At 45.6% G+C, this 18,981-nt stretch carries 17 protein-coding genes and 1 pseudogene; 3 read left to right on the forward strand and 15 right to left on the reverse strand.

The features are described from left to right. The 8 genes from MSG36_RS05125 to pomA form a co-directional block, all read right to left on the reverse strand. The gene (locus MSG36_RS05125; protein ID WP_248366579.1) at positions 1 to 2,031 is read right to left on the reverse strand and encodes a TonB-dependent receptor; all 2,031 of its coding nucleotides are present in this window, start codon (positions 2,029 to 2,031) and stop codon (positions 1 to 3) included. 440 nt (positions 2,032 to 2,471) lie between these two features. After that, the gene (gene rlmM, locus MSG36_RS05130; protein ID WP_017070491.1) at positions 2,472 to 3,563 is read right to left on the reverse strand and encodes a 23S rRNA (cytidine(2498)-2'-O)-methyltransferase RlmM; all 1,092 of its coding nucleotides are present in this window, start codon (positions 3,561 to 3,563) and stop codon (positions 2,472 to 2,474) included. Continuing rightward, positions 3,560 to 3,958 carry a DUF423 domain-containing protein gene (locus MSG36_RS05135; RefSeq protein ID WP_017060774.1) on the reverse strand — a complete coding sequence of 133 codons (399 nt, stop codon included), beginning with the start codon at positions 3,956 to 3,958 and terminating at the stop codon, positions 3,560 to 3,562. Before MSG36_RS05135 ends, rlmM begins: the two co-directional genes overlap by 4 nt. Beyond that, a complete protein-coding gene (locus tag MSG36_RS05140) occupies positions 3,948 to 4,571 on the reverse strand; it encodes an alpha/beta fold hydrolase (RefSeq protein WP_017060775.1) in 624 nt (207 codons plus the stop codon). The genes MSG36_RS05135 and MSG36_RS05140 overlap by 11 nt, the downstream gene beginning before the upstream one ends. Beyond that, positions 4,564 to 5,472, reverse strand: a complete 909-nt coding sequence (locus tag MSG36_RS05145; protein ID WP_012604639.1) for a transcriptional regulator GcvA — start codon at positions 5,470 to 5,472, stop codon at positions 4,564 to 4,566. The genes MSG36_RS05140 and MSG36_RS05145 overlap by 8 nt, the downstream gene beginning before the upstream one ends. Positions 5,473 to 6,143: 671 nt before the next feature. Continuing rightward, a complete protein-coding gene (gene thiI / locus MSG36_RS05150; RefSeq protein WP_017060776.1) occupies positions 6,144 to 7,592 on the reverse strand; it encodes a tRNA uracil 4-sulfurtransferase ThiI in 1,449 nt (482 codons plus the stop codon). A gap of 317 nt (positions 7,593 to 7,909) precedes the next feature. Beyond that, positions 7,910 to 8,857, reverse strand: coding sequence for a flagellar motor protein MotB (locus MSG36_RS05155; RefSeq protein WP_248366582.1), 948 nt, complete (start codon positions 8,855 to 8,857; stop codon positions 7,910 to 7,912). Positions 8,858 to 8,869: 12 nt separating this feature from the next. Then, positions 8,870 to 9,634: a flagellar motor protein PomA gene (gene pomA, locus MSG36_RS05160; protein WP_017060778.1), complete on the reverse strand. Its 765-nt coding sequence runs from the start codon at positions 9,632 to 9,634 to the stop codon at positions 8,870 to 8,872. A 298-nt stretch (positions 9,635 to 9,932) separates the two neighbouring features. On the opposite strand from pomA, the gene xseB reads away from it, so the two are divergent. Genes xseB through dxs form a run of 3 tightly spaced genes read left to right on the forward strand, consistent with a single transcriptional unit; the run spans position 9,933 to position 12,985 of the window. Continuing rightward, on the forward strand, positions 9,933 to 10,175 hold the full coding sequence (gene xseB / locus MSG36_RS05165) for an exodeoxyribonuclease VII small subunit (protein ID WP_004734405.1): 243 nt from the start codon (positions 9,933 to 9,935) through the stop codon (positions 10,173 to 10,175). 20 nt (positions 10,176 to 10,195) lie between these two features. After that, entirely contained in the window at positions 10,196 to 11,080 is an 885-nt protein-coding gene (gene ispA / locus MSG36_RS05170) for a (2E,6E)-farnesyl diphosphate synthase (RefSeq protein WP_048612246.1), read from the forward strand. Between the two features lie 21 nt (positions 11,081 to 11,101). Continuing rightward, positions 11,102 to 12,985, forward strand: coding sequence for a 1-deoxy-D-xylulose-5-phosphate synthase (gene dxs, locus MSG36_RS05175; RefSeq protein ID WP_019824925.1), 1,884 nt, complete (start codon positions 11,102 to 11,104; stop codon positions 12,983 to 12,985). A gap of 129 nt (positions 12,986 to 13,114) precedes the next feature. On the opposite strand, the gene pgpA is transcribed toward dxs, so the two are convergent. The 7 genes and pseudogenes from pgpA to ribD all read right to left on the reverse strand — a co-directional run bounded on the left by pgpA (position 13,115) and on the right by ribD (position 18,966). Further along, on the reverse strand, positions 13,115 to 13,621 hold the full coding sequence (pgpA, locus tag MSG36_RS05180; protein ID WP_017060782.1) for a phosphatidylglycerophosphatase A: 507 nt from the start codon (positions 13,619 to 13,621) through the stop codon (positions 13,115 to 13,117). Further along, positions 13,621 to 14,595, reverse strand: coding sequence for a thiamine-phosphate kinase (gene thiL, locus MSG36_RS05185; RefSeq protein ID WP_061038706.1), 975 nt, complete (start codon positions 14,593 to 14,595; stop codon positions 13,621 to 13,623). The genes pgpA and thiL overlap by 1 nt, the downstream gene beginning before the upstream one ends. Positions 14,596 to 14,709: 114 nt before the next feature. Next, entirely contained in the window at positions 14,710 to 15,177 is a 468-nt protein-coding gene (nusB, locus tag MSG36_RS05190; protein WP_004734399.1) for a transcription antitermination factor NusB, read from the reverse strand. After that, a complete protein-coding gene (gene ribE, locus MSG36_RS05195; protein WP_004741508.1) occupies positions 15,177 to 15,647 on the reverse strand; it encodes a 6,7-dimethyl-8-ribityllumazine synthase in 471 nt (156 codons plus the stop codon). The genes nusB and ribE overlap by 1 nt, the downstream gene beginning before the upstream one ends. 295 nt (positions 15,648 to 15,942) lie before the next feature. Next, positions 15,943 to 17,052, reverse strand: a complete 1,110-nt coding sequence (ribBA, locus tag MSG36_RS05200; RefSeq protein ID WP_248366585.1) for a bifunctional 3,4-dihydroxy-2-butanone-4-phosphate synthase/GTP cyclohydrolase II — start codon at positions 17,050 to 17,052, stop codon at positions 15,943 to 15,945. A 108-nt stretch (positions 17,053 to 17,160) separates the two neighbouring features. Then, a complete protein-coding gene (locus MSG36_RS05205) occupies positions 17,161 to 17,817 on the reverse strand; it encodes a riboflavin synthase (RefSeq protein ID WP_010436361.1) in 657 nt (218 codons plus the stop codon). Positions 17,818 to 17,869: 52 nt separating this feature from the next. Beyond that, positions 17,870 to 18,966 (reverse strand): annotated as a pseudogene (gene ribD, locus MSG36_RS05210) (bifunctional diaminohydroxyphosphoribosylaminopyrimidine deaminase/5-amino-6-(5-phosphoribosylamino)uracil reductase RibD). Positions 18,967 to 18,981 lie beyond the last annotated feature (15 nt).

Here is an 18,981-nt window from a genome sequence, read left to right on the forward strand (position 1 = left end):
TTAGAAGTTATAAGCGATAGACGCTTTGAAGTTACGACCCGCTTCGTAGCTGGTGTACTTATCGGAGCCCCAAGAGATACCAAAGCCAGTATGCTCTGCGTACTTCTTATCAAGCAGATTGTCGACGCCAAGGTTTACTTCTAGATCTTTAGCAAACGTTGGAGTGTAAGCCGCCCAAATGTTATGCGTAGCGAAACCAGCACGTTTAACCTGTTCACCATCTTCATCCATGTAGTCATTACCCGGTACAAAGCGTGAATCCCAACCAAACACAAACTCACTGTTTAGGCTGTAGTTAAAGCCCGCTTTGAAGTTGTGAATACCTGTTTTACTCATGTGGCTCGTCTTGCCATTCTCTAGGTCTTTCTGGTCACCATTAGAGTATGAGTGGTTAGCGTAAACACTTAACGCATCTAGCTCATAGCTCAATACGGTTTCAACACCCCACACTTCAACATCATATTGGTTTGCTAATGTTGAGTTGTTCTTAGTTGGATGCATCTGATTATCAAGATTGTAGGTGTAAGCCGTAAAACCTAGGATAGCGTAATCAGCAGCAAGCAGACGTGTCAGCTCGTAATCAAAACCCGCTTCGTAGTTGTTACCCGTCATCGCTTTGGTATTAGACTGGTTAACATCAGGTGCAGCTTTCATCGTCAATGCTTCTGGCAATGATGCACCTTTAAACAAACGACCATAGCCCACACGAAGTTTTAGGTTATCCGTGGTTTGGTATTCACCCTTGAACTTTGGAGACAGCTGATCAAAATCACCATCGTAAACACCACCAAGTTTATGAACATCGTAACGCAAACCGCTCGTTAAGCGGAAATCGCTGAACTCGTACATGTCTTGTACGTAAAGACCGTAAGCTGTCACAGTGCCGCCGTCCATGCCGTACTTCTTAGTTTGACCTTGTTGCGAACCACTTTGGTACACACCATCGCCAGCATCAATCCATTGTTCAGCCTTGTAACCATCCAGACCGTAGGTCAATTCATGCTGACCAACCCAAGAGATGTTACGAATATCACCACCAATGGTCGTCACGTTATATTCGCGGTCTGGGATAGCAATCGTGCCATCTTTGATCCAGTTGCCGTTCGCGTCTTTGTCCCACGCCGTATCAACAAGCGCATCACGCTCCATGTACTGACGGTTGTAGTAAACATTGGTTTTCAGATGTACCAGATCACTGCCCGCATCGTACTCATGTTGCAGAGTTACTGTATCGCGGTTTAGCGAGTGGTAGTTGTGTTCATCATCAGCATACAGTGCACCCGCCTTCTCACCAGAAAGCTGACGCTTACCACCATCGTTGTAGCGGTTGAAGGTCAATTTAAATTCGTTGGCATCATTCGGGATGAAGACAACCTTAGCCAAACCAGACTTAAGCTCGCCTTGCTTAGACGTTACCGCTTCCTGATCAGGAATATGCAGGTCGCCATCTTCTGAGTAATTTACAATCCCCATGAACTGCAGCTTGTCGTTCACTTTTGCGTACACAGCAACGTTGGTTGCGAAACGCTCGTAAGCCGTTTGGTAGCTTGTTTTTACTCGAGCACCAACACTTTCACCCGGTTTAAGCAGATCGCTTGGGTCTTTTGTTTCGTAGCTAAATGAGCCGTTGATCGCGCCAGAACCCGAAAGCGCTGAGTTACCACCCAGCTCAATTTCAGCACGCTTAAGCATCGCAGGGTCAATCGCCTGATCGCCCGAGTGGTGGAATAGCTGCCCTTCTTGACGAGCGCCATCAATCGTCACAACGGCAAATTTATCTTCCATACCACGTACATAAACTTTACGTGAGTAACGTGCGTTTCCGTCTACCGTCACACTCGGCATGGTGTTCAGAACATCTTTAATGTCTGATGCTTGTTTTTTCTCAAGGGTGTCTGAGTTGATTTCAGTCTGAACAAGTTGATCAAGAGCGGAACCGATAACCACTACGGTTTCTTGTTCGTCGGCAGCAAGTGCTGTAAATGAAGTTAAGGCAACCGTTACGGCTACTGATAGTGCTTTAAGTCTCATATTCTATTTTTATATTTCATAAGCTTGAGTGAGGAGGCGTGAATATTACATAATTTGAATGATAATTCTTATCATTTACATTCTTTACTTACATTCACTTACTTTTAATAAAATAGAATTTGATTAACATGTTCTGGCTGTAAAACTTACTTTGTTTTGCCGCTGAATTATTGAATAAAGCCTTGTTCGTATCACCCCTGAATTAGGTAGCCGTAAGTCTCGTTCACTTACGGCTTTTTTCATCTCAGATCACGGCTAATGTAGGATATTTAGCGATGTTCATGTCAGTTGCATTGATAGTAACAACACCAATACCTGACTAATGAATGCGATTTCTGGCGACATATAACCATAGATTCAACCCAGCGTTTACCAAACTGCAGATACAAAAAATGCCCCTTAAAGGAGCATTTTTTATCACTGACACACTAACGTAAATATTAGTGCGGTGAGATATTTGAAAGCGCCTGAATGTGGACCGTGATCTCTTCGCGATCGTGGTAAAGGTGCTTAGCCTGCATCTTAAACTTCACTTTGTTCTCAATAAGGAACACTTTTAGGTTCTCGATATCTTGCAGTACTTCATCGTAACGGCCTTTCATTGGCAGTTTAAGGTTGAATAGTGCTTCTTTCGCCCAACCTTTGATGATCCACTCACCCATAAGGTGTGCAACACGAGCTGGCTTCTCAACCATGTCACAGATAATCCAAGTTACGTTCTTACGGTCTGGTTCAAACTTAAAGCCATCCACCATGTGGTGCTTAATTTGACCTGTTTCCATTAAGCTGTCTGCCATCATGCCGTTATCAACACAGTGAACGAACATCGAGCGCTTAACCAATTGATAAGTCCAACCACCTGGACACGCACCTAAATCAACTCCCCACATACCTGGAGCCAGACGCTCGTCCCACTCATCACGAGGGATGAATACGTGGAATGCTTCTTCTAGTTTCAATGTAGAACGGCTTGGCGCATCTGATGGGAATTTCAGACGAGGGATACCCATAAAGAACTGTGAGTTGTTCGTTGGGTAAGAGTAACCAACAAAACAGTGACCCGGAGCGATGAAGCATAAATGAAGTACAGGCTTCTTAGCGTTATCTTTCGCAGTCATCAGGCCTTTACCACGCATCGCTTGACGCATCGGCACGGTAAATTTACGGCAGAACTTCAAAAGCTCTTTTGCTTCGTTAGTATCTGGTGTTTCGATACGAATATCACCACAACGAGGGAAACCTTCTTTCTCAGAAAGCGCCTCAAGAATTGGAGAAATACGGTCATCGGTTGGCAGGTCTTTGATTTCAACAGCCACTGCTAGCATTTGACGAGCAAAGATCAGTGATTGGAAATCGATCTCTTTGATCAACTTATCCGCTTCACCTGCTTGGTAACATTCAAACAATACAAAGCCTGTATTATTCTTTAGGCGAGGAAAACCAAACACTTCCAGTTGTGTTGCCTTGTCTTGAATTTCGCCAGCACATTCTTTTTCAAAACCAGAGCGACAATAAAGTAGTACGTGTTTCACTGAGTTACCTCTTTTATATTCAAAGCAGCGAAGGAGAAGACTCCCCAACCAATGATAAATAGTAGACCACCAAACGGAGTGATAGGGCCAAACCATTTTATTCCTGTCAGTGCCAAGCCATAAAGGCTGCCACTAAAACAAAGGATGCCGATGATAAAGCAAATTGCCGCAATGAAAAAATATTTTTGTGATTTAGCGCCAAGTTTCATCTGCAGCAGAGCACCACACGCCAATATCGCCAGAGTATGGATAAACTGGTACTGAACACCGGTCTCAAACACGCCTAGCAGATATTCAGGCAAGATAGCTTTCAAACCGTGAGCTGCAAAGGCGCCAAGCATCACAGCAACCGCGCCAGAGATGCCAGCAAACGTGAGTAAATACTTACTTCTCATTGAGCACCTCTTTGATAAACGCTGATAACTTCTCAACGGTTAACGCAATGTTCTGTTGCTCTGTGTAGCCAGAACTCTTACGCGGCTTAAAGCTGTGGTCGCCATCAGGAATAAATTCAACACGAATAGAATCAGACAGATCAAAGTCAGCAAACTCTTCACGCTTGCCAAAAGTATCGCGCTCACCTTGTAAAATGAGGCACGGCTTTGCTAACTCAGCCAGATGCTCACCTTTGTACTTCTCAGGTTTACCTGGAGGATGGAAAGGAAAGCCTAGACACGCCATGGCTGCCACTTTATCAACTTCAGACAAATGGCTCGCCATACGCCCTCCCATCGACTTACCACCAATCACAAGCTTATCGGCATCCACCTGCTCAATAATCTCTTGGTAGGCTTCAAGTAGCTTAGGCGCTCTGTCAGGTGGACGACGCTTACCATCTTCAGCACGCTTGATCATGTAAGGGAAATTGAAACGAATTACCCGTATCCCTTTAAAGGCTAACCCTTTGGCTACCGACTGCATGAACTCATGATCCATGCCTGCGCCAGCACCATGGGCAAAGATAAAGGTGATCGGGTTGTCTTCACCATCAATGATGACGTTATTCATCGAGCAAGTCCTCTTGTTCACTTTGCGCTTTCGCTAGCATCCAGTCGCGGAAGGTAGCAATACGGCCCATGTCGGCTTGTTTCTCATGACAAACCACATAGAAAGCGTTCTTACTCACCAACACTTCATCAAAAGGTGCAATCAAACGACCTGCTTCGATTTCAGGCTGCGCCAACACGTTGTTACCTAGAGCAATGCCCTGGCCGTGAGCCGCTGCCTGCAGCACCATGGTAGAGTGACTAAAGATAGGACCGTGATTAACGTTTACCCCGTCGATGCCATTTTGCTTAGCGAACTGTTTCCAATCCTTTCGAGAAGTATCATGCAATAGGGTATGACATGCCAAATCACTGAGAGATTCTAATGGTTTTACTCCTAGCAGCACGGAAGGTGAGCAAAGAGGGATCAAGTATTCTTGGTAAAGCTTATCGGCTCTAAGCCCCGACCAATTACCTCGGCCATAGTAAATAGCCACGTCTACATCATCGGTCAGCGAGCCTTCATCCATATCAACGGCTTTGATTCTTACATCAATATCAGGTTCTTGCTGATTAAAGTCAGCGAGCCTTGGTACCAACCATTGAATTGCAAAACTCGGCGGCAAACTGATGGTCAATGCGCCCTTCTCACTTCGCTCAAGCACTTTGTCCGTCGCTTCTGCTAGTGATGTGAAAATATCTTTGATATCTAAGAAGTAGCTTTGACCTTCTTCAGTTAGCAGCAAAGAGCGGTTTCTTCGGCGAAACAGCTTCAAAGATAAGAATTCTTCAAGCGCTTTGATCTGATGACTGACCGCCGCTTGAGTAACAAACAACTCTTCTGCGGCACGCGTAAAACTCAAGTGTCGAGCTGCTGCTTCAAACACTCTTAGCGAGTTTAATGGGGGTAATCGACGAGACATAGTTACTCTCTAAATAAGCATTAGTTTTTTTTATCTGAAACATTATAATTTGTCCATTGCCTAGCGGCCAGAGAAATTCTATATTTCATCCCGCAGCAGCTAGCCTGAACGGCTTGATTCTCTCTAGAATCAATTGGCTTAGCTCCTGCGATGTTGTGTTTGCAAACTCGTTCTTTTCGAGTTGGGTAGAGTTCTACCAAATGTTTTGTTGCAGTTTATACTGAAACGAGGCATGTACTTCCTGTATTTATTTTGACCTGTCTGTCAAATTTGTTTACACCGCCTTATGGGCGGTGTTTTTTTATGTGCAAAGAAATGTAACAACAAGTTTATCAATAGCTGTGCTAATTAATCTTTATTATTTTTCATCGCCAATCACAGAATCAGACACCCACTCAAATAATCAACTGAACACATACAAATAGCACCATTGAGTTGCACTAAAAAGTAACAGAATACTTCAAGATACTCACACTCCTTCGGTACTCATAAACCCGTTTAGAGCTCACGCTTTCTATCAATCAAAAATTTTAAAGTTGAGCATGACGATAGCACGCCCAAACTCGCGCCTCTGTCTGACTACTGTAAATCATTCACAATAGAAAATAAAAAAGCCGCTTACTTTTCAGTAAACGGCTTTGCAAAATGATTAACGCTTGGTCAACACACCACTATGGGCGGTAAACCTTAACGTTATGGAAGCCTTGCTCTTGTAGGTAAAGTGCCTGTAGACGGCTCATTACACCACGGTCACAGTACAGCAAGTACTCTTTCGCTTGGTCTAGGTCGCCAAACTGAGTCGAAAGCTTGAAGAATGGGATGTGTTTAATTTCAACACCCTCGATCTCTAGTGGGCTTTCGTCTTCTTCTTCTGGGCTACGGATATCAAGAACGATAGCGTGCTCAGCAACAGCTTGAACTTGTTCAACTTCAGGCGCTTGCTCTTGGCTCTCTTTCTCGATGTCACGGATATCCATAACACGAGCGTTCTCGATCACTTGATCCAGCACTTCAAAGTTAAACTTAGCTTCTTCTGCTTCCAGTTTACCTTTCTTCGCTTTCACTGTTGGCTTCTTAGAGATAACACCACAGTACTCAGGCATTACTTTAGCGAAGTCTTCAGTACCGATGATACGAGAAAGGTCGATGATGTCTTCTTTGTCCCAGTTGATAAGCGGACGAAGAATCAAAGTATCAGTCACGTTGTCGATGTGGCGAAGGTTAGTGAGCGTTTGGCTAGAAACCTGACCAAGTGCTTCACCCGTTACTAGAGCTTCAATACCGAAGCGCTCTGCAACCATACCACCAGCACGCATGAACATACGCTTAAGAACAACGCCCATTTGGCCGTCTTCTACGTTCTCAAGGATTTCAGCAACCACAGGTTCAAAGTCCACAGAAATGAACTTCACCTTTGCAGATGAGCCGTATTTATTCCATAGGTAGTGAGCTACTTGCTTAACGCCAATCTCGTGCGCTGGGCCACCAAGGTTGAAGAAACAGTAGTGAACCTTAGAGCCACGTTTGATGTGCAAGTAGCTTGAAACACCAGAATCAAAGCCGCCTGAGATCAAGCTTAGTAGATCTTCTTGAGTGCCAAGAGGGAAGCCACCTAGGCCTTTGTGACGAGCTAGAACTTGGTTAAGTTTGTCGTTAGCCACTTCAACCTTAACGGTTACATCAGGGTTCTTAAGTCGAACTTTCGCTGACTCAACCGCTTGGTTTAGACCGCCGCCTACGTAGCGTTCAAGTTCAATAGAGGTAAAGTCATGCTTACCACGACGCTTAGCACGAACAGAGAAAGTCTTGCCTTCAATGTCAGCACGGCTGCGTTCTAATACTTGCTCGTAAATATCGTGCAAGTCTTTGAACTCAGACTGTTGAACTTCAAGAGAGTGGTGAATACCTGGAGTGTGAGTCAGAGCCTCTAACACTTCAGCGTAGTACTGGTCACTCTCAGACGTCACTTCGATATGATCGCGACGGTTGAATACCGCAACACTTTCACAGCGACGTTGAATAACGTTACGAATGTTGCACTCTAGAATCCTTGTGAAGCGCTTACGCACCGATTCACTTTTTACAAAAATTTCCGGATGGGGCTTAACAATAAATTTCATAGTACTTTCACAACATTAATGTTCAAAATTTTGAAAACGCTCATCGCCAAGTAAATTAGAGAATTTACACAGCACTTGAAGCAAGAATAGATCATATCTAAATCTAAGGGCGCGAATTATACATGAGAAAGTGAAGCAAGGAAAAGAGTGCTTGCTGTAACACCCTCATTAAACCGCTTGTTATTAACAGTAGCAGGTTTCGAAACGACATAAATGCCGCAGAGAGAACCATGAAGACCAGCAAACAAAAAGCCCAACCTCATTATAAGGTTGGGCTTTCGATGCTATCTGGATGCTACCGCGTGTGCACGTATCGGCTATTGATTAATAACAGGCACTTCGTCACTGTAAAGCGGCTCGCCCTGCATGATGCTGATTTCAACGCGGCGGTTGAGGCTACGTTGCCATTCAGTATCGTTCGACTCGACTGGCTCGGTATCCGCCATGCCGCGTACTCTCAAGCGTTGATGAGAGAAACCACGCACCTTTTCCATCTCTTGAGCAACAGACACTGCTCGCTGTGATGACAAGTCCCAATTAGAGCGATAAAGCTCGGAATCAAGACGTTGATTATCGGTGTGCCCTGAGATTCGAACGATACCCGGAACATCTTTCACCAACTCAGCCACCTGTCTCACCAAAGGTCGGAACTTAGGCTGTAGGAAAGCAGAACCCGATGGGAATGCACCCTTCTCACGAATTCGAATCACAATCTGCTGGCCAAGATTTTCAACTTCAATCGCGCCTTGGTCTATCTCTCGCTCCAACGCCTTCTTGATGCTTTCCATCAAGGTTTCCATCTCTTGCGATTGAGCTTCAGCTTGTTGTTGCTGTTGGTCTGACTCAGAGTTTTGATTGTCGTGAGTCGAAACCTCTGGCGACTTGCCTCCGGTCATCTTGCCTTGGTCACGCATGGTACCGCCAGCACGCTCAGATTCACCTTCATGAAACTCAAGCGTTTGTTGCGTAATATCAATCGTCTGCTGCATGATCACATCAATCGGTGTCGGCTCTGGGCGACCAGGACGGAACTCTTGTGCAATGATGCTTGTGCCTTTAGGAATGTCTTTCACTTCCAAGCGGTTTTGTACACCAAACGCAAATTTCATCGAGCCAGCGATCTGTTTGAATTTCAGTACGTCCATCTCAGAGAATGAGAGCAGCAGTACGAAGAAACACATCAGCAGTGACATCAAGTCAGCAAATGTCCCCATCCATTGAGGCAACCCCGGAGGAGGACATTTACATGGATTTTCTTCATCCATCTTCAACTCCTCTTACGCAGGTTCACCATCAATCGTACGCTTACCTTCGTTTAGGTAGCTCTTCAGGTAACCATCGATTACTCGTGGGTTCTGACCATCTTGAATCGCGAGTACGCCATCCATAACCAAACGACGGTTGAGGGTCTCTTGGTCACGACGCAGCGCAAGCTTGTCCGCAATTGGGAAGAACACCATGTTCGAAAGAATCGCACCATATAGAGTGGTCAAAAGTGCCACCGCCATCGCAGGACCGATCGCTTTTGGATCATCCATGTTAGAAAGCATGGCAACCAAGCCAACCAAGGTACCAATCATACCCATCGCGGGTGCTACATCACCAAATGCAGAGAACACCTTTGCGCCCTGCTCATGACGCTCTGTGGTTAATGCGATGTCTTTTTGCAGTGCAGCACGAACTACATCTCCATCATGGCCATCCACCAAAAGGTCGATGCCCTTTTGCATGAAACTGTTGTTAATTTCCATCTCTTCCAGTGCTAAGAAACCACCTTTACGAGCCGCATCAGCCATCTCTACAACTTTCGCAATAAGATCTTCAGGCTCATCCGCTTTAAACATAAAAGCTTTGCCTGCGATTTTAGTCGCGCCAAAGAACTGTCCCATGGTGAACTTCATTAGAACAACAAAGGTTGAGCCACCAACTACGATCAAAATGGATGTCGTGTCATAGAACATCCCGAGGCTTCCACCTAGGATCATTGCCATAATTACAAAGGCAAATCCACCAATCAAACCTATTAGGGTTGCTAAATCCACTGAGCACTCCTCATGCTTTTTTGTAGCTCTATGTCGACGATAATCTTTGTATCGGCAAGACTATAAGATCTTTTAGTAAATTCTTGGCCTAAGTATCACACTTTTCGTTTTTGAATCCCAACTATTGGCTTACTTTGCTCTTATACGTAGCGCATAAACTCGATAAAGCTAAGGTTATTCAAGCAAAGTGCGTTCAAGCCCCTTAAAAACGAACTTTCTAGCAAAATTTCTTGGTTACATTTGACCATCTCAGCGGCCTAGGGTAACGTTCGTTCATCTTTCCAAACGCAGATTTATTATGGCTACTAAGAAACCTGAAAATATGAGCTTTGAAGCAGCAATCGAAGAGCTTGATGGCTTGGTTGATCAACTAGAAAATGGTGATCTAGCTTTAGATGATGCGCTGAAAAAGTTCGAACGAGGCATCTCCCTCGCTCGTGCCGGTCAAAGCAAACTAAACGATGCTGAACAGCGTGTTAGCATCCTACTGCAAAATGATGAAAACGCAGAACTTAGTGACTTTAACCCACAACCAGAATAACGAATTGTATGAGATCCCCTATGATCGAGACTTTATTGTCTTATCAAGCACGTAATAACGAGCAACTGAACCTTTGGCTTGATCGCCTGCCACACCAAAATCAGAACCTGATCAACGCGATGCGTTATGGGTTACTTTTAGGCGGTAAACGCGCACGTCCATTTCTTGTCTACATTACAGGGGAAATGCTCGGCTGCACCGCTGAAGAACTCGACACTCCAGCATCTGCAATCGAATGTATTCATGCCTATTCTCTGATTCACGACGACCTTCCAGCAATGGACGACGATGAACTGCGTCGTGGCCATCAGACTTGTCACATCAAATACGATGAAGCAACGGCAATTTTAACTGGCGATGCACTACAAACTCTCGCGTTTACTATACTTGCGGAAGGTACATTAAGTGCTGACGGTGAAAGCAATCGCGTTCGAATGATTCAACGCCTAGCTGAAGCCTCTGGTGCACAAGGTATGTGCATTGGACAAGCACTTGATATTGAAGCTGAAAACCGCTCTGTCACGCTAGAAGAGTTAGAAGAAGTTCACCGCAATAAAACGGGCGCGCTAATGAAATGTGCGATTCGTTTAGGTGCGCTTGCTGCTGGTGAAAAAGCGTTTGAAGTGATGCCTCAATTAGACAAGTACGCCGATGCCATTGGATTAGCATTCCAGGTTCAAGATGATATTTTAGATATCACTGGCGATACTGAAACTTTGGGTAAGCCACAGGGTTCTGACCAAGAATTGAACAAAAGCACCTACCCTTCTTTGCTAGGTTTAGAGGGCGCTCAAGAAAAAGCGCAAACTCTGCTACAGGAAGCGCTTCAAGCTTTGGCTGCAATCCCATACAATACCCAGTTACTCGAAGAGTTCGCCCGATACGTCATCGAGCGCAAGAACTAAGACAATAAGCGCGCATTACCTATGACTCTTGATATATCAAAGTACCCAACTCTTGCTTTGGCTGATAAGCCAGAGGATTTGCGTCTACTTCCAAAAGAGACGCTTACACAGCTTTGTGATGAATTACGTACCTATCTTCTTAACTCAGTGAGCCAGTCAAGTGGTCACTTAGCGTCAGGCTTAGGTACAGTAGAGCTGACAGTTGCTCTGCACTATGTGTACAACACGCCTTTTGACCAGTTGGTTTGGGATGTTGGCCACCAAGCATACCCGCACAAAATTCTTACAGGTCGTCGCGACCGCTTGTCGACTATCCGTCAAAAAGATGGACTGCACCCATTCCCATGGCGTCAAGAGAGCGAATACGACACCCTTTCTGTTGGTCACTCTTCAACGTCGATCAGTGCTGCACTTGGTATGGCTATCAGTGCGAAGAAAGAAGGCAAGAACCGTAAAGTCGTGAGTGTGATTGGTGATGGTGCGATTACTGCGGGTATGGCATTTGAAGCCATGAACCACGCGGGCGATATTCACAATGACATGCTGGTTATCCTGAATGACAACGAGATGTCGATCTCTGAAAACGTAGGTGCGCTAAACAACCACCTAGCTCAAGTTCTTTCTGGCAGTCTTTACACGTCAATTCGTGAGGGCGGCAAGAAAGTGCTATCAGGCGTTCCGCCGATTAAAGAGCTGGTTCGTCGTACAGAAGAACACCTAAAAGGCATGGTTGTCCCTGGCACCATGTTCGAAGAGTTAGGCTTTAACTACATTGGCCCAATTGATGGTCACGATGTCAATGAGCTGATTAAAACGCTTAAGAACATGAGAGACCTAAAAGGCCCTCAGTTCCTGCACATCATGACTAAGAAAGGCAAAGGCTACGAGCCAGCTGAGAAAGATCCAATCGGTTACCATGGCGTACCGAAATTCGATCCAGCACACTCAAGTCTGCCTAAGAGCACCAGCTCTAAACCAACTTTCTCTAAGATTTTTGGCGATTTCCTGTGTGATATGGCCGCGCAAGATCCTAAGCTAATGGCGATCACGCCTGCAATGCGTGAAGGCTCTGGCATGGTGCGTTTCTCGAAAGAGTACCCAGAACAATACTTCGACGTAGCGATTGCTGAGCAGCATGCTGTGACGTTAGCAACCGGTATGGCGATTGCAGGTGACAAGCCGATTGTCGCTATCTACTCGACGTTCCTACAACGTGGCTACGATCAACTGATCCACGATGTGGCTATCATGGACTTACCGGTCATGTTCGCTATCGACCGTGCTGGTCTTGTCGGCGCTGATGGTCAAACACACCAAGGTGCGTTCGACTTAAGCTTTATGCGTTGTATTCCAAACATGGTGATCATGGCACCAAGCGACGAGAACGAATGTCGCCAAATGCTTTACACTGGCCACCAGCACACAGGTCCAAGTGCCGTTCGTTACCCTCGCGGTAATGGTATGGGCACTGAGATACAAAGTGAATTTACCGCGCTTGAGATTGGTAAAGGTCGTATCGTTCGCGAAAGCGAAAAAGCAAAAGATGGCTCGAAAGTCGCGATCCTAAGCTTCGGTACTTTCCTTGAGAGTGCACTTCAAGCCGCTGACGCCATCGATGCGACAGTTGCAGATATGCGCTTTGTAAAACCGCTCGATGAAGCTCTGATCAAACAACTTGCTGCTGACCACGATGTACTGGTGACTATCGAAGAGAATGCGATTGCAGGTGGTGCGGGCGCAGGTGTGATTGAATTCTTGATGCAAGAGAAACTGCTGATGCCAGTATTGAACCTTGGCCTACCAGACAAGTTCATTGCTCAAGGTACGCAAGGCGAACTACATGAAGAACTTGGTTTGGACGCGAAAGGCATTGAGAAGTCTATCTCTGACTATCTTGCTAAGTAGCTGTAATACGTAAGCTCGTAAGCTCGTAAGCTCGTAAGCTCGTAAGCTCGTAAGCAATAAAAACAAAAAAGGTTGGCCCTAGGGTCAACCTTTTTAGTATCTGCTAATTAGTTTGGTCTTTCAGTTAACTCACACTAACCAACCAGCGAAATGTGCTACAGCATACAACGAAATAGCCGCCATAATACCCGCTACAATATCGTCAATCATGATACCTAAGCCGCCGTGAATTCGCGCATCTAACCAACCAATCGGCCATGGTTTTACCATGTCAAAGAAGCGGAAAAGCACAAAGCCAGTCAGCAGCCATTTCCAGTCATCGGCAGGGATATTCAGCATAGGCACTAAGCTCATGGTGATCCAAAAGCCCGCAAACTCATCCCAAACGATAGAACCGTGGTCATGCACGCCCATATCATCAGACGTTACTTGGCAGATCTTAATACCAATAATGCAGCTTACCACCACCACAGCTACGTAAGCAGGAAACGGTAACTGAACCAACAACAGGTACAACGGAATAGACGCGAGCGTGCCCATAGTGCCAGGAATAATAGGCGATAAGCCACTGCCAAAACCCGTTGCTAAGAAATGCCAAGGGTTTTTAAGAGAAATAAGAGAAAGTGGGTTTGTCATCAATTAACCTTAAAGTGATCGTAACCAGTTAAGTTCCAGCTTAGTGGTTCACCATTATTGTGTAATTCAAAATATTCTACAGGTCTTATCTGGCCAATGCAGGTGACTTTTGTACCTGTGTGTGACAAAGCACTTTCCAGCGACCCTTTATTCTCTTCTGGTACAGTAAAGCACAGTTCGTACTCTTCACCACTGGTCAGCGCGTACTGCTGAGCTGAAGTGATATCAGGAGCGAACTGACGTAACTCTGCAGAGATAGGCAGCGTGCTTACATCAATACTCGCACCAACTTGAGAACGCTTAAGGATATGTTTTAAATCAGCAATAACGCCATCAGAGATATCAATCGCAGATGAAGCAAGGTTCACTAGCGCCTGACCCGCTAACACTCGTGGAGCGCTCACATAATGTCTCTCTTCTAGCTCAGCAGCATAGGGCTTCGTTCTGTTCTGCTCTGGGTTAAGTAGCACCTCTAGGCCAGCTTTACTGTCACCTAGGTTACCTGTCACGTAAATCCAGTCACCCACTTTCGCGCCATCTCTGCGCAGCGCTCGTCCTTCAGGAACAAAACCCTGTACCGTCAGTGTCAGGCTTAGTGGGCCTTTAGTGGTGTCGCCACCAATTAACTGAATACCAAAGTAGTCTGCGAGTTTAAAAAAGGAGTCACAGAAGGGAGCAAGCCACGCTTCATCGATTTCAGGCATGGTTAAAGCAAAAGAGACCCACGCCGGCGTTGCGCCCATAGCGGCAAGATCACTGATATTGGAAGCCAACGCTTTGTGCGCCACCCAAGCCGGATTCGCCTCAGCTAAGAAATGGGTACCAGCCACTAAGGTGTCCGTGCTGATCGCTATCTCAACATTACCCGGCGCTTTGACCAAAGCACAATCATCGCCAGCAGCCAGAAGTACGTCTTTACGTTGTGGTTGTCGATTTACAAAATATTTTTCAATCAGGTTAAATTCGCCAGACATCACATGCCCTATCTTTATTCTCATAAAAATCGCTGTAATCATGGATATTACAGAAATTTAGTTACAAAAAAGGCCAGCATAAAAGCTGACCTTTAGATTCAATATACGAACGTATTATTTCTTACGAACGTGCGGTGCAGCTTTATCAAGCACACCGTTAACAAACTTATGGCTGTCTTCTGCTGCAAATACTTTTGCAAGCTCGATAGCTTCGTTGATAACCACTTTGTATGGTACATCTTCGCGACGAGTCATCTCGTACATAGCTAAACGTAGAAGCGCTAGTTCCATCAGATCCAGATCTTGCATAGGGCGAGATACGAATGGACGAAGCTTGCTATCAAGTTCCATGTGGCTAAGAGCAACACCAGTTAGTAGGTCGCGGAAGTATGCAACGTCTGTTTCTGGCATAGCAAGAGCAGGCTCTGCAGCATGATGCTCTTCTTCATCATACTTACCACCAGATAAGAACTGTTCTTCAACGGTAGCAATATTTTCTTTAGTAATTTGCCAAGAATAAATTGCTTGTAGAGCAAATTGACGTGCGTTACGACGTGCGGCTGGTTTCACACTGGCCCCCATTAGGAATCGATTTCAGAAAGAACGTTGATCATCTCAAGTGCGCTAAGTGCTGCTTCTGCACCCTTATTACCAGCCTTGGTTCCTGCGCGTTCAATAGCTTGATCGATCGTATCAACAGTAAGAACACCAAACGCTACTGGAAGAGAATATTCCAGAGACACTTGTGCCAAACCTTTATTACATTCACTACAAACATAGTCAAAGTGAGGTGTACCGCCACGAATTACTGTACCAAGAGATACAATCGCATCGAACTTACCTGTTTTTGCAACGCGCTGCGCTACAAGTGGAAGTTCTACTGCACCAGGGCAACGAACAACAGTGATGTTGTCTTCGCTTACTTGTCCATGACGCTTTAAAGTATCGATTGCACCAGAAAGTAAACTTTCGTTAATAAAACTGTTGAAACGAGCAATAACGATAGCAATTTTTGCATTTGGCGCTGGGAAGCCACCCTCGATCACTTTCATAAGCCTTCCTTTAACTATTTTCATCAAGTGAGAATCGCCGGATTCTAGCACAAAACTGTGAGCAATATCTAATGGTAATTTAGAAGAACAGACACCGGCAATGTAAAGATGATAATGCAGCGCTGATCCCAAGCATATAGGAACAGCGAGTAACCAAGTTTGTGTATTGAACACGTTTTGAGTCGAACTTGACTACTTTGCTCTTTTGGCAAAACTTATCACCAAAAGAGCCACTGAAATCATCGGTAAATTATGTCGCTACAAACGGAGAAACGTCTGCTCGCTGACACAGGATTTATTCACAAACGTACTCAACAACGTTAAGACCAAAACCACCCAATGCGTGGTAACGCTTAGAGCTTGAAGAAAGCAGACGCATATCGTGCACGCCTAGGTCTTGAAGAATCTGAGAGCCGACACCAACACGACGCGAGGTACCCTGCTTCTTCGCCATAGTTGGCTGCTCGTTCTTGTCTTGCGCTTCGAATGTCTTCACTTTGTGAATCAAAGAATCAGACGACTCTTCGTTGCCAAGAATAACCAACACACCACCTTCGTCGCCAATGCACTTCATCGCTTTACCTAGCGACCAGCTGCGTTCAGTACCACGGTCTGAATGAAGCAGATCGGTGAACGTGTCATGCAAGTGAACACGTACCAAAGGAGCACCTTCAGATAGGTCGCCTTTTTGCATCGCGTAGTGGATCTGGTTATCGATCGTATCGCGGTAAGTCACCAGCTCGAAATCACCAAACTCTGTTGGTAAATGGCATTGTGCTACACGCTCAATCGTTGTTTCGGTGTTGTTGCGGTATTCAATCAAGTCAGCAATCGTGCCTAGCTTGATGTCATGCTTTTCTGCAAACACTTCAAGGTCAGGGCGACGAGCCATAGTGCCATCGTCATTTAGGATCTCAACGATAACAGATGCTGGCTCACAGCCTGCTAGACGAGCTAAATCACAACCTGCTTCTGTGTGTCCTGCACGAGTCAGAACACCGCCATCTTGCGCTGTCAGTGGGAAAATATGACCAGGCTGAACAAGATCAGCCGCTTTCGCATCTTTCGCTACTGCCGCTTGAACTGTCACTGCACGGTCTGATGCAGAGATACCCGTCGTTACACCCTCAGCCGCTTCAATCGAAACCGTAAAGTTCGTGGTGTACTGTGCATTGTTGTCTTGAACCATAGGGGCTAGACCCATACGGCTTGAACGCTCTTTGGTTAGCGTCAGACAGATTAATCCACGGCCATACATCGCCATGAAGTTAATCGCTTCTGGCGTGACATGTTCTGCTGCCATGATCAGATCGCCTTCATTCTCGCGATCTTCATCATCCATCAGGATAACCATTTTTCCTAGGCGAATGTCTTCAATAATTTCTTGAGGAGTACTAATTGGCATTGTTCTATATCCTTTGAAATGGTTCTGCTTCCTAGAACCGACACTATTTAAACCTGATGATATTGCTTCGCTTTACAAAGTCTCGCTTAACGCACTTTGTATCAACGGTTAGGCAAAACCATTCTGCTGTAAGAATTCCATCGTTAATCGAGATTCAGGCTCAGACTCTTGTTGCTGACCTTGCAGTAAACGCTCCATGTAACGCGCTAATACATCAACTTCTAGATTCACTTTACGACCGACATTGAATTGGTCGATGGTGGTTTCTGAAGAAGTGTGAGGGACGATAGTCAGCTTGAATGCGTTCTTTCGTAAATCGTTCACAGTCAGGCTGATGCCATCAACTGTTACTGAACCTTTTTGAGCCACGTATTTTGAGATTTCTGCTGGCATTTCTACCCAGAACTCAATCGCACGACCGACTTGATTACGTTCAACAATCTCACCCACGCCATCAACGTGACCAGACACTATATGTCCACCGAAACGCGTGGTTGGTAACATTGCTTTCTCAAGGTTAACTTTATCGCCCGCTTGATAATCGACAAAACCCGTCTTTTTCAGGGTCTCAAGCGAAAGGTCTGCACTGTAGCTGTGGTCGTTATACTCAACAACTGTCAAACACACACCATTGGTAGCGATACTGTCGCCTAACTTAACGTCAGCCATATCAAGCTTACCAACATTAACCGTTACGGTGATGTCTTCTCCGCGGGGAGTGATTGCACTCAATGTACCTACGGCTTCTACAATTCCTGTAAACATTTTAAAACTCTTTTTGTTGTCAACGACACGTATGCAGTTGGAGTAACTATTTCTACTGTGGTTTCGTTACTATCAGTTTCGAAATACGGGTTTCGCAACGATGCGAATATCCACACCAACCTGTCGAACATCTTTAATTTCTAGGTCAATAACGTCAGACATTGAAGTGAGCCCTAATGCACCCATCAAACCTCGTCCGTCACTGCCCATAAGTTTAGGTGCTAAATAGAGGATTAGCTCATCCACCAGCTGTTCTTCAATCAAGCTTTTTGCCAATGTAGCGCCCGCTTCGACCCAAATATGGTCGATATGATTGGCAGGTAATTGACGCATCAGATCGTGCAAATCGAGCTGACCTGCATCTGTGGTTCCGACTTCAATATCAGCAGACGCTTCCGCTACTCTCAACACGGATGTTGGAGTCTGGAATAACTTGAGTTCAGGACGCAGTTGGTTTTGACGATCAAGAATCACGCGAATCGGCTGACGCAGCTCGTCTTCAGCGTAATGATCTTTGATGCTGCTTGGCAACTCTGCCCAACGAACATTCAACGACGCGTTGTCTTCAATCACCGTCTGGCTAGTTGATAGCACAGCGCCTGATTTTGCTCGGTAGTTCTGAACATCACGACGCGCTTCTGGCGACGTGATCCACTGGCTTTGGCCATTATTCAATGCTGTTTGGCCATCAAGGCTAGCCGCCATCTTTAACTGAACGAATGGCATGCCAGTTTGCATACGCTTGATAAATGCAGGGTTCAAGTCGAGAGCGTCTTGCTCTAGCAAACCGATTTCAACCTCAATACCCGCATCGCGTAGCATTTTAATACCACGACCTGCGACTTTTGGGTTTGGGTCCTGCATGGCGCAAATCACTTTGGCTACTTGAGCCTTAATCAAACCTTCAGCACAAGGCGGCGTTCGACCGTAATGAGAACAAGGCTCTAGCGTGACATAAGCCGTCGCACCTTTTGCTTTGTCGCCCGCCATTCGCATGGCATGCACTTCAGCATGAGGTTCACCAGCTTTGGCATGAAAACCTTCGCCAACGATCTGACCGTCGGTTTGTACAATGACACAACCCACATTCGGGTTGGGTGCAGTAGTGTAAATGCCGCGTTTAGCTAACTGAATAGCACGCGACATCATTTGAAAATCTAGGGG

The sequence above is a fragment of the Vibrio sp. 1CM8B genome, from assembly GCF_023161685.1.
In the GTDB taxonomy this organism is placed as follows: Bacteria; Pseudomonadota; Gammaproteobacteria; order Enterobacterales; family Vibrionaceae; genus Vibrio; species Vibrio coralliirubri.